Annotated in this window: 7 protein-coding genes; 5 read left to right on the forward strand and 2 right to left on the reverse strand. The window is 41.7% G+C overall.

Annotation, left to right across the window (positions count from 1 at the left end; translation table 11 throughout):
- The first annotated feature begins 77 nt into the window (after positions 1–77).
- The 5 genes from D0907_RS07245 to D0907_RS07265 all read left to right on the forward strand — a co-directional run bounded on the left by D0907_RS07245 (position 78) and on the right by D0907_RS07265 (position 9,279).
- Positions 78–1,574 (forward strand): tryptophan halogenase family protein, encoded by a 1,497-nt coding sequence (locus tag D0907_RS07245; protein ID WP_075593642.1) that lies wholly within the window; start codon positions 78–80, stop codon positions 1,572–1,574.
- A 2-nt stretch (positions 1,575–1,576) separates the two neighbouring features.
- Positions 1,577–3,427: an alpha-amylase family glycosyl hydrolase gene (locus tag D0907_RS07250; protein ID WP_118844216.1), complete on the forward strand. Its 1,851-nt coding sequence runs from the start codon at positions 1,577–1,579 to the stop codon at positions 3,425–3,427.
- Between the two features lie 94 nt (positions 3,428–3,521).
- The gene (locus D0907_RS07255; protein WP_075593640.1) at positions 3,522–5,387 is read left to right on the forward strand and encodes an alpha-amylase family glycosyl hydrolase; all 1,866 of its coding nucleotides are present in this window, start codon (positions 3,522–3,524) and stop codon (positions 5,385–5,387) included.
- Positions 5,380–6,864, forward strand: a complete 1,485-nt coding sequence (locus tag D0907_RS07260) for an MFS transporter (protein ID WP_074988286.1) — start codon at positions 5,380–5,382, stop codon at positions 6,862–6,864. The genes D0907_RS07255 and D0907_RS07260 overlap by 8 nt, the downstream gene beginning before the upstream one ends.
- A 12-nt stretch (positions 6,865–6,876) precedes the next feature.
- The gene (locus tag D0907_RS07265; RefSeq protein ID WP_075593639.1) at positions 6,877–9,279 is read left to right on the forward strand and encodes a glucan 1,4-alpha-glucosidase; all 2,403 of its coding nucleotides are present in this window, start codon (positions 6,877–6,879) and stop codon (positions 9,277–9,279) included.
- A gap of 107 nt (positions 9,280–9,386) precedes the next feature.
- On the opposite strand, the gene D0907_RS07270 is transcribed toward D0907_RS07265, so the two are convergent.
- Together D0907_RS07270 and D0907_RS07275 are read right to left on the reverse strand one after the other, a co-directional pair.
- Positions 9,387–11,573: an OsmC domain/YcaO domain-containing protein gene (locus D0907_RS07270; RefSeq protein WP_065979839.1), complete on the reverse strand. Its 2,187-nt coding sequence runs from the start codon at positions 11,571–11,573 to the stop codon at positions 9,387–9,389.
- A gap of 205 nt (positions 11,574–11,778) precedes the next feature.
- Positions 11,779–12,798: a LacI family DNA-binding transcriptional regulator gene (locus D0907_RS07275; protein WP_036968830.1), complete on the reverse strand. Its 1,020-nt coding sequence runs from the start codon at positions 12,796–12,798 to the stop codon at positions 11,779–11,781.
- Positions 12,799–13,033 lie beyond the last annotated feature (235 nt).

The raw sequence follows: 13,033 nt of genomic DNA on the forward strand, positions 1-13,033 counted from the left end.
CTTGTGATTTGTTTTACAAGGGCTTTTTTATATCAGTGGGCTACACTCAATGAATTGAAATTGGTGTTAGGTGTACTATGGAAGCAAAAAAAATAACAAAAGTTGTGATTGCCGGTGGTGGAACTGCTGGGTGGATCACCGCCGCACTACTCAACAAAGTGCTTGGAAAATCACTTGATATTACTCTCGTTGAATCTGCCGAAATTGGCACTGTTGGCGTTGGTGAGGCAAGTATTCCTCCTATTTTGCATTTAAATGGGGCTCTTGGTATTTCAGAGAAAGAATTTATCAAGGCGACTGGTGCAACCATTAAACTGGGGATAGAGTTTGAAAACTGGCGTAGCCAAGGGCACAGTTATATGCACGCTTTTGGCGAAATAGGTAAGGACTTCCCGTTTTGCGCATTTTATCACTTTTGGTTGAAAGCAAACCAAACACAAAACGCCCCTGATTTTTGGGATTTCTCTCTCAACTACCAAGCTGCAAAAGCGCATAAATTTGCCCATCTCAAAAACATTCCTAATACTCAATTAGCGGGCTTACATTACGCGTATCATTTTGATGCGACACGCTATGGTGAATTTTTAAAAGAATTAGCCCAATCGCGGGGAGTTAATCGCATTGAAGGAAAAATAGAAACGATAAGTCAATGCGATCAAACAGGGTCTATCAATGCGTTAAAGCTAGAAGATGGTAGCCTGATTGAAGGGGACTTATTTATTGATTGCACCGGCCTGCGAGCATTACTTATAGAGCAAACGCTGAATACGGGGTTTGAAGATTGGTCGCACTGGTTACCGTGTGATAGCGCTGTAGCTGTCCAAAGTGAGTCTGCAAGCAACGCCATTCCCTATACCCGCTCTATCGCTAGAGAGTCAGGTTGGCAATGGCAAATTCCACTCCAACATCGTGTTGGTAATGGCTTGGTGTATTCAAGTCGATATCTATCAGATGAAAATGCAAAACAGCAGCTGCTAAACAACTTGCCAGCTAAGCCCTTAACTGAGCCACGAATTATTAAATTTAAAACGGGTCGACGCTTAAAGCAGTGGCATAAAAATGTAGTATCGATTGGCTTATCGAGTGGTTTTTTAGAGCCCTTAGAGTCAACCAGTATTCATTTAATTCAAAGTGCAGCTATCCGGTTGATTAAGTTTTTTCCACATCAAGGTATTACGCAAAACTTAGTGGATGAATTTAACAAACAAAGTAAAACAGAATTTGAGCGAATTCGTGACTTTATTATTCTCCACTACAAACTTACAGAGCGAGACGACAGTCCATTTTGGCGTCTTTGTAAGGGCATGGATATTCCAAGCAGCCTTGCTAAGAAAATAGCGCTATTTAAAACCAGCGGTAAGCTAGTGCGTGAAGACGATGAGTTATTTGCCGAAGTCGCGTGGCAACAAGTGTTGATAGGGCAAGGCCTGATTGCTGAAGATTATCATCCTTTAACAAATGCCTTAACAGATAATCAGCTTAATGAGCTATTTAGCAATTTAAAAACCTTGATTAATAGCACGGTTGAGCAGCTGCCCAGCCACAGTGAATTTTTAGAAAAAATACAAAATTAATTATGAAAAAGACACATACAATTTTTGCAGTAAGCACCGTATTAACGTTTTTAAATTCGACAGCGAGTTATGCAATCACTGCCTCACCAGAAAGCTGGTGGGTGGGCATGCAGAACGAATCGTTACAAGTTATGCTTCACGAGGGCAACATTGCGAAACAAACTTGGCAGATGTTGCCTTACAAAGGCGTTGAGTTTAAAGGGGTTACAACAACGAATAATGCTAACTACGCATTTCTGAATTTAAGCATCAGCGATAATGCAAAAGCAGGTGAACTTAGCTTTAAAGCGTCGGATGGAACGGTCTTTAAATATCGGTTAAATACCCGTAATAAAAACAGTGCAAAGCGCCCAGGATTTACAAATAAAGACACACTGTACTTAATAAATCCTGACCGATTTGTTAACGGTGATCCAACGAACGATAGTATTGCTTCAATGCAAGAGGCAGCAAACCCTGAGTTTAAGGGCGGGCGCCATGGCGGTGATATTCAAGGTGTGATTAATAGTCTTGAATACCTAGAAAATTTAGGCGTCACTCAACTTTGGCTAACACCTGTACTTGAAAATAATATGCCAAGTTACTCTTATCATGGGTATGCAATCACAGATTTTTACAAGGTCGACCCGCGTATGGGCAGTAATGAGCTCTATAAAACGCTATCAGTGAAAGCAAAAGAGCATGGTATCGGTTTAGTGATGGACATGGTTCTTAATCACTTTGGTTCATCGCACCAGTGGATGTCTGATATGCCAACAGCTGATTGGGTTAACTTTGATGGTCAGTTTGAAAAAGGTAAAAATGCCACAACGCATGCCCGTCAAACAATTCAAGACCCACATGCGAGCCAATACGATAAGCGCCAATTTAATGATGGTTGGTTTGTTGAGTCGATGCCTGATTTAAATCAGCGTCAACCGTTATTGTCGACTTACCTTATTCAAAATGCCATTTGGTGGATTGAATACGCTAACTTGAGCGGCATTCGCGTCGACACGTATTCATACTCAGATAAAGCGTTCTTAGCAGATTGGACTAAAGCGATTATGACCGAATACCCCAATTTTAATATTGTGGGTGAAGAGTGGACAAGTAATCCTGCAATTGCATCGTACTGGCAACGCGGAAAAATAAATCAAGATGGTTATACCTCAGACTTACCCAGTGTCATGGATTTTTCATTGCAAGAGGCGCTAATTAAAGCACTGAATGAACAAGAAAGCTGGAACACGGGCTGGGTCAGGGTATACCAATCACTTGCGAATGATTTTTTATATGCAGATACCGATAATATTTTAGTGTTTGCCGACAATCACGATATGAGCCGTGTCTATACAGAGCTGGGTCAAAATCTAGCTAAAACAAAATTGGCAATGACATTACTGTTGACTACACGCGGAATTCCACAAATTTATTACGGCACAGAGGTGCTATTAGATAATACCCCAAGTAACGACCATGGCGATATTCGAATTGATTTCCCAGGTGGTTTTAGAGCACATACAGTCAATGCCTTTACCGGTGAAGGACTCTCTAAAGACCAAAAAGACATGTTAAGCACAATGCAAACATTACTGAAGCTGCGCAAAGAAAAGCCCGCGCTTAGTGAAGGGAGTTTAATGCATTTTTCACCTAAGCAAGGTGTTTACAGCTATGTGCGCGAGCACAATGGTGAAAAAGTTGTGGTGTTATTGAATAAAAACCAACATGACCTTGAGTGGGATGTCAGTTATATGCAAGAAGTACTTAAAAACACTCAAACGGGGGTCGACTTAATGAGCAACGAATCTGTTACTTTAACTGTGCCTATTCGCTTAAAAGCCATGCAAGCACGCTTAATTGAACTTGAATAATTGTGAGTTTTAGGGTGAATACGTATGCATTTACTGTCCGTGAGTAGCCCTTAACATTAGTATTAACTGATATTTACAGAATAATGAAGTAGTGATGACAACATATAAATTAACTGCATTAGTCGTGGCTTCTATTTTAGGTTTAGCAGCCTGTGGTAATGAAGCAACAACACAACAGCACACACAAAAACAGCAAACACATGCAACAGTGTCGAAGCCCGTCGTATATCAGGTGTTTACCCGCTTATTTGGTAATACCAACACCACAAATAAACCATGGGGGACGCTTGAAGAAAATGGAGTGGGTAAATTTGCTGATTTTGATGACGCAGCATTAAAGGGAATAAAAGAGCTTGGTACTACCCACATTTGGTACACTGGCGTACCACGTCATGCGTTAGTGACTGACTATACACACTATGGCTTATCGCAAGATGATCCTGACGTTGTAAAAGGCCGAGCAGGTTCACCTTATGCTGTTAAAGACTATTATGATGTAAACCCTGACTTAGCGATAAACCCTGAACGTCGGCTAGAAGAGTTTGTAGAGCTTATCGAACGTACGCATCAACATGGCATGAAAGTCATCATCGATATTGTGCCTAATCATGTGGCGCGTAATTATGACTCAGTAGCAAAACCAAAAGGAATTAAAGACTTTGGTGCTGAAGACGATACAACACAAGCTTACGTACGTGATAACAACTTTTACTATGTCACAGGTCAATCATTCCAAGTACCTACAAGTGAAGATTACCAAGTTTTAGGTGGGCAGCCACACCCACTTGCTGATAATCACTTTGATGAAACGCCCGCTAAATGGACAGGTAATGGAGCTCGCGAAGCAAAACCAGATATTAATGATTGGTACGAAACAGTAAAAATTAACTACGGTGTTAAGCCTGACGGCAGTTATGATTTTCCAACGTTGCCAGCTGATTATGCGAGTAAAGACTACCGCGCTCACTATGCATTCTGGCAAGACAAAGACTTACCAAACAGCTGGTATAAATTCCGTGATATCGCGCTTTACTGGTTAGATAAAGGCGTGGATGGTTTTCGCTATGATATGGCCGAAATGGTGCCAGTGGAGTTTTGGAGTTTTTTAAATTCATCTATCAAAATGCAAAAAGCGGATGCGTTTATTTTAGCTGAAGTATACAACCCAAGCCTTTATCGTCCTTATATTCAGCAAGGCAAGATGGACTACCTTTACGACAAAGTTGGTTTTTACGATACCGTTAAAGCTGTTATGCAAGGTAAGCAACCTGCCACTAGTATTTTTGATATCCAAAGCGAAGTGGCCGATATTGAAGAGCACATGCTGCACTTTTTAGAAAACCATGATGAGCAACGTATTGCTAGTCCTGATTTTGCGGGTAGCAGCGAAAAAGGGAAGCCAGCTATGGTGGTATCAACACTGATGACTCGCTCGCCGACATTACTGTATTTTGGCCAAGCAGTGGGTGAAGATGGCTCTGAAGACGCTGGATTTGGCGACCCAACCCGTACCAGTATTTTTGATTACGTGGGTGTGCCAGCGCATCAAGCATGGATGAATGATGGAAAGTTTGATGGTGGGGCATTAACGAAAGAACAAGCAGAACTGCGGGCCTATTACACAAAACTAATGTCACTTAATACGTTACCTGCCATTGTGGGCGGTGACATGCAAGCAGTTGAGCTAACTGGTTCAGAGCAAGTAATAGCCTTTACCCGCAAGCTAGGTCAGCAATTGGTGTTGGTAGTGAGTAACTTCTCACAAGCGTCTCAAACTGTGTCATTTACACTTAATGCAACGCAACTCCCCACGCTTAATCACACGTCACTTACCCTTACCGATAACTTAGAAAGTCATGCCGACATTGTTATTTCTGACCTAACAAAACAGGCGCCCATTCAATTAAAACTGAACGGCTTAAGCAGCGCAGTATATACCCTAAAGGCTGATTATGAATAATAACAAACCAACGCTAAGCTTCTGGCAAATATGGAACATGTGTTTTGGGTTCCTCGGTATCCAATTTGGTTTTGCATTACAAAATGGTAATGTGAGCCGCATTTTTCAAACCCTTGGCGCGAATGTTGATGACATCCCTATTTTGTGGGTTGCCGCACCGCTAACAGGCTTAATTGTTCAACCTATTATTGGCTACTGGAGCGACAAAACATGGAATAAACTAGGCCGTCGTCGTCCATTCTTTTTCTACGGTGCAATTTTAACAACGTTATCGTTATTTATTATGCCAAATTCGCCCAGCCTGTGGATTGCTGCGGGGATGCTATGGATTATGGATGCCTCTATTAATGTCACTATGGAGCCTTTCCGTGCGCTGGTAAGCGACAACCTACCTAAGAAGCAACGTGCAACTGGTTATGCCATGCAAAGCTTTTTTATAGGGATTGGTGCGGTTGTTGCCTCTGCTTTACCGTGGATGATGACAAACTGGTTTGATATTGCTAACACTGCACCTGCGGGTCAAATTCCTGATTCGGTAAAGTTTTCATTTTACTTTGGTGCAGTTGTACTTCTTGTTGCCGTTTTTTGGACCATATTTACCACCAAAGAATATTCACCAGAACAGCTTGAAAGCTTTAATGAACATGAACACAGCGACGCACAGAACGCCACTCACAGTAATGTAAACTTTAATAAAGGTGCGGTTATTTTTACTGTGCTTGGTATCGTGGTGCTGGGCATTGTTACGGGGTTATCACTTGAAAAAGAGCTTTATTTATTAGCGGGTGGTTTAATTAGTTTTGGTGTTATTCAATTCATTGCGGGAGCGTTAAAAGCTAAAAATGCAACCTCGGGTGGCTTTTATCAAGTAGTAAATGATGTATTCACAATGCCTGAGGCAATGAAGCAACTGGCTTTAGTGCAATTTTTTAGCTGGTTTTCACTGTTTGCTATGTGGATTTATACAACCTCAGCGGTAACCAGTTTTCATTACGGCAGTAGTGACACAGGCTCACTGGCTTATAACAACGGAGCCGATTGGGTTGGGGTTTTGTTTGCAGCGTACAACGGGTTTGCAGCCATTGCAGCATTATGTATCCCGGTCATCGTTAAGAAGTGTGGTTTAAAACTGGCGCATGCAATCAATCTAGTGCTGGGTGCCTTGGGACTTGCCAGCTTTATCTTTATTAAAGACCCCAGTCTACTTATTTGGCCCATGATAGGAGTAGGCTTTGCATGGGCATCTATTTTATCACTGCCGTATGCCATGTTAAGCACCTCTGTACCCACTAAAAAAATGGGGGTATACATGGGGATTTTCAACTTTTTTATCGTTATCCCACAGTTACTTGCGGCGAGTGTTTTAGGCTTGATTTTACGCCACTTCTTCGATAACCAACCCATTTATGCGTTAGTGCTAGGTGCTGTGTCGCTCGTACTGGCAGCGTTCGCTGTACTTCGCGTTAAGCAACAATAATAAGGACACACAATGAAAAAAATTAATCTTATTACGGCAAGTTTTATTGCTTTAGGTTTAACGGCTTGTAGCTCTGAGCAATCTGTATCAACAACAGCGTTAACGCAGATTTCAGCCCCAGGCGCGCCCGGTGTTGAGCCATTTTGGGCTTATTCAGGTAAAACAGGTATTGGCACATCCTATGAGCAATATAAAGCGGGTCATTATGATGATTCAGCTGCGACTGGTAAAGTGTCAAAAGTGTGGTTTTCAATTGCCAAAGGCATGATCACTGAAACCATGTTTGGTCTTATTCACCAAGCACAAATTAAAGATATGCAATTTGTTGTAGTAGGCAAAGATTTTACTGTGACAGAAAATGACGATCTTGATGTCAGCATTGATTATCTATACAAAGATGAAGCAGGTCGGCCACTTTCACTTGCCTATAAAGTGGTAAGCAAAGATAAGCAAGGTCGTTTCTCTTTAGAAAAGCATATTTTCACTGATCCAAACGGTCAAACTCTGTTTGTACGCAGCGTATTTAATACCGATTTAGAAGGCGTTAAAGCCTATGTGAATGTGAACCCTTATATTGATAATAACGGCCTAGACGATTTTGCTAAAGTAACTGATAAAGGCTTAGTTGCATGGCAAGACGATAATTTCTTATCACTGCAAGCTAGTCAGCCATTCAAGCAGGCAACGGTTGGTTTTACGGGGATAAGCGATGGTTTAAAAGAACTTAAAAAGTCGCAATCACTTGGCACAACGTACCAAAATACCGGTGAGCAATCGGGTAACGTTAGTTTACTTGCTGAACTGGGTGATATTTCAACTAATACAACATTCGATTTAGCACTAAGTTTTGGTCAATCAGAAGCTGCGAGCTTAAAAGAAGGTCAAGCAAGCTTAAGTCAAGGTTATCAAAAGTTACTAGATGCCTATAACGGTAAAGGTGATGCAATTGGTTGGCAAGACTACTTAGCAAGCCTTGAGCCCCTTAGCACATTAACTAGCAGTACCGCTGATAATGGCAAACTACTTTATACCAGTGCCATGGTATTAAAGGCGCAAGAAGATAAAACGCATGCGGGGGCACTAATTGCGTCGTTATCAAACCCATGGGGTGAAACGGTCTCAGCTAAAACAGGTTCTACAGGCTATAAAGCAGTCTGGGTACGTGACTTTTATCAGGTGGCTATGGCATTTATGGCCATGGGCGATACTAAAACAGCTAAGACAGCCTTTGAATATTTAGAAAAAGTACAAGTTACCGCTCGTACTCCTGGTAACGGGGGAGACACTGGTTGGTTTTTACAAAAAACACACGTTGATGGTGAACTTGAATGGGTTGGTGTGCAACTTGACCAAACGGCTATGCCAATTATGCTTGCATGGAAACTTCATCAAGCCGACGTACTTAGCGACCAAGAGTTAACACAGTGGTATGGCAAAATGCTCAAACCAGCGGCTGACTTTTTGGTAGATGGTGGCCTTGCAAAGATTCTGTGGAATGATACACAAATCACCCCACCCGCAACGCAGCAAGAGCGCTGGGAAGAACAAAACGGTTACTCTCCTTCTACGACTGCTGCTGTTGTAGCGGGCCTAGTTACTGCTGCTGATATTGCCAGAAAAGCAGGTGATACTAAAAACGCAGTGCGTTACTTAGAAACCGCTAAGCAATACAATAGTGAAATCGAAAGCACCATGTTTACCACGCAAGGTAACCTAAAATCAGACAATGCCGATGGAGAATATTTCATTCGCATTGGCCAAGATAAAGATCCAAACTCATCGACCACGCTTAATGCGAATAATGGTCGTGATGGCTTCGACAAAAAGCAAATTCTGGACGGAGGATTTTTAGAGCTGGTTCGCTACGGTGTTCGTGATGCGCTTGCACCAAGCATTGTAAAAACGCTTCCAGAATATGATGACGAAAGCTTAATTGATAACCTACAAGTGCGCTATACCTTTAACTTTGCTGATGGCTCAGGGTCATTCCCAGGCTACCGTCGTTATGGTAATGATGGTTACGGCGAAGACGAAGTTACGGGCAATAACTACGCAGAAGGGGGGAATAATACCCCAGGTCAGCGTGGGCGAGTATGGCCGTTTTTCACGGGTGAACGCGGTCACTATGAAATTGCCGCAGCAAATGCCAGCAATAGCTTAAATGCGATGAAACAAAACACGATCAAAAACACGTATGTAAAAGGCATGGAAGCATTTGCTAATGAAGGCATGATGCTACCTGAGCAAGTGTGGGATGGTGTTGGTAACAATAAAGCTGGCTATGTGTTAGGCGAGGGGACGAACTCAGCGACACCACTTGCGTGGACGCATGCAGAGTACATTAAATTACTTCGCTCTTTAAGCGATAAACATGTGTGGGATCATTACCCTGTTGTCGAAGATGCTTTGAAGTAAATTGAGCATTTAAATATTAAAATTAAACCGCTGAGCTTTAACCCTCAGCGGTTTTTTTATTTATCAGTTCAGCAAAATGATTGTGTCTGATTGTGTCTGATTGTGCCTTATAAACCTGCTTTTTTTGCTCGCGCTGCGTGCAACTTTTTGTAGCTGTCGATTAAACGCTGATGTCTGTCTAAGCCTTCAAGTTTCATACTTGTTTCGGTTAAACCATAAAACATAACATCCCCATTAATCGAGCCAACCACGGCGTCCATGGTTTCTTGACCAAACATACGCGTAAAGTTGTGAATGTAATCTTCAATTTCTAGGTCATCGCTAAGCGCAACTTCCAGTGTTGCATGCATCGCTTGATAAAATAGACCTCGTTCAACAAGGGTATTGTCGTTGTATTGTAAAAAGGCTTCAACTAGCTCCATAGCGGCTTCTAAATCACCCAATGCTAGGTAAATTAATAACTTAAGCTCAAGAATTGTTAATTGACCCCATACCGTATTTTCGTCAAATTCGATACCGATTAGCGTAATGATATCGATATAGTTATCTAACTCACTTTCTTCTAATCGCTCAACTAAATCAGCCAGTTGATCTTCAGTTAGACGGTGCAGATTTAAAATATCTTCACGGAAATTTAGGGCTTTATTAGTGTTATCCCAAATCAAATCTTCGACTGGGTAAACTTCAGAATAATCAGGGACTAATATACGACACGCAGTACCAAGATCTGAGAACTCTGCAATGTAGGCTTCTTTACCTAAGCGTTCTAAAATACCGAATAAGCTTGCGGTTTCTTCTTCGTTTGTGCCTGAGAAATCCCACTCCACAAACTCAAAATCATGCTTCGCACTAAAGAAGCGCCATGAAATAACCCCTGTTGAGTCAATAAAGTGCTCAACAAAATTTTCTGGCTCCGACACGGCCATGCTATTAAAGGTCGGTTTAGGAACATCGTTTAAGCCCTCAAAGCTTCTACCTTGTAACAGCTCTGTAAGGCTGCGCTCTAATGCGACTTCAAAACTTGGGTGCGCGCCAAACGAGGCAAATACACCGCCTGTTTTTGGGTTCATTAGCGTGACACACATAACCGGAAATTGACCACCCAGTGATGCGTCTTTAACAACAACAGGAAAGCCTTGTTCTTCAAGGCCTTTAATGCCAGCAACAATGCTTGGGTATTTATTTAAGACTGCGTCAGGTACATCTGGAAGAGCAATTTCTTGCTCAATTATTTGGCGTTTAACGGCCCGTTCAAAAATCTCTGACAAACACTGTACTTTTGCTTCTGCAAAGTTATTACCCGCGCTCATACCATTGCTTAAGAATAAATTTTCAATCAAGTTTGATGGAAAATAAACGGTTTCACCATCTGAATGGCGCACATAAGGAATAGAGCAAATTCCGCGCGCTGTGTTACCTGAATTAGTATCAATTAGGTGAGAGCCACATAATTCGCCATCGGGGTTATAAATGTCGCGCGTGTAGTCGTCTAATATACCTTCAGGCAGGGAGTCATCGTCGGTTAGGCTGAACCATTTTTCATTTGGGTAATGAACAAATGCACTGTTTGCTATTTCTTCACCTAAAAATTGATCATTATAGAAGAAGTTACAATTTAAACGTTCTATAAACTCACCAAGCGCAGAGCACAGTGCGCTTTCTTTGGTTGCGCCTTTACCATTGGTAAAACACATAGGCGATGCGGCGTCACGAATATGCAACGACCATACATTTGGCACAATATTGCGCCAAGATGAAATTTCTATTTTCATCCCTAAGTCTTCGAGTATCGCGGTCATATTCGCGATGGTTTCTTCAAGCGGTAAGTCTTTGCCTAAAATAAAGGTATTATGATCTTCATCAGGTTTTGCCATTAACATTGCTTGCGCATCGGCTTCAATGTTTTCTACGGTATCAATTTTAAATTCAGGGCCTGTCTGAATAACACGTTTTACTGTACAACGCTCTACTGAGCGCAAAATACCCGTGCGATCTTTTTCGGATAGGTGCTCTGGTAATTCGACTTGAATTTGAAATATTTGATTGTAACGATCCTCAGGATCAACAATATTATTTTGTGCAACACGAATACCATCCGTCGAGATATCACGAGAGTTACAATACACTTTAATAAAATAAGCGGCGCACAGTGCAGAAGACGCTAAGAAATAGTCAAAAGGACTTGGTGCTGAACCATCGCCTTTATAGCGTATAGGTTGATCTGCGATGACAGAGAAGTCATCAAACTTGGCTTCAAGTCTGAGGTTGTCGAGAAAATTAACTTTAATTTCCATTAAAAAATTCCACCTTAGTGCGCTTAGCTACTACAAACTTTAAAAGCTTGCTAATAGCGTTTTCATCATAATAGGTGTAATTATCTGCTTTTTCGCGGTAATAGTCTTGGGTAAATCGAAAAAAAAGCCATTTTAATGGTGGTTGAATTGTCAGTGAATGAAAATGGCTAGAGATTGACTCGCTTAAGAGCCCTTATCTAGCGATTTAAATACTTGAACCTCGAATGATTAAACGCGGCGGGAGTAGGGTGTTCTCAACCGGTTCACCTCGAATTAGTTTTAAAAGGTTATCAACTAACATTTGCCCTGCGAGTGTGGTGTCTTGCTGTACTGTTGTTAGCGGTGGATTAACAAAACTCGCAACAGCAATATTATCAAACCCTACAACATGAACATCGTCGGGCACGTTGATTTTTGCTTCTTTTAAAGCCCGAATAGCACCAATAGCAATTAAGTCACTCGCAGCAAACAGCGAGTTAAAGCGAATATTATTAGCAATCAGTGAACGAGTGGCATGGTAACCTGACTCTTCTGTAGAAATTGCATTGGCCATTTTTCGTTCGCTAAGAGTAATCCCTTTTGCCAAAAAGGCATCTTTAAAACCGTGGTAGCGAGCAAAAAATTCAGGGCTATGGTCTGATGCATCACCTATAAAAGCACAATCGGTGCGACCGGTTGCCAGTAAATGCTGCGCCGCCATTTTTCCGCCACCATAATTATCACAGCTAACCGTTAAGTCAGGGCGGTTATCTACACTGGCTCCCCAACAAACAAACTTGGTGTTTTGCTCAATTAAGGTTCTAAACTTGGGTTGATAGTCTAAGTAGTCGCCATAGCCAAGTAATATAAGGCCATCAGCGCGGTGACTATCTTCATAGTCGGCTTGCCAATCAGAGCTACTTGACTGAAAGGAAACCAATAAATCGTAGCCTTCTTTTGCGCAAGCACGCGTAATACTGCCAAGCATGGCCAAAAAGAAAGGATTTATTTGTGACTCATCCGATGTAGGATCTTCAAAGAGTAACAGCGCGAGGGTACTGCTTTGTTGCGTGCGCAAGTTACTGGCATTTTTATCTACTTTATAATTAAGCTGTTTTGCGACCTCGTGAACTCGTCGACGTGTTTCTTCGTTGACCAGCGGACTATTTCTGAGTGCGCGAGACACGGTTGACTGAGACACACCTGCATAGTGTGCAATGTCAAATGATGTAGCCTTACCTTTCATATGGTTACCAAGTTACAGTGTCAGTGAGTGCCATTTTCGGCTATTTATTATTTTTTTCAAGCAATTTGTGATGAGTCACACAGCAAAGCGAAATACGTTAATAAGCAAGCATTTATTTTACTTTTTATCCATACCTACACTGTCATTTTAGTGAATAAATACGTATGCATGGGTAAATAATGAAAATTTTTATTGATTCAAAGCTGACACCGGTGTCATAATGTCACTGTTTTAT

It is taken from the genome of Pseudoalteromonas lipolytica, from assembly GCF_003515105.1.
In the GTDB taxonomy this organism is placed as follows: Bacteria; Pseudomonadota; Gammaproteobacteria; order Enterobacterales; family Alteromonadaceae; genus Pseudoalteromonas; species Pseudoalteromonas lipolytica.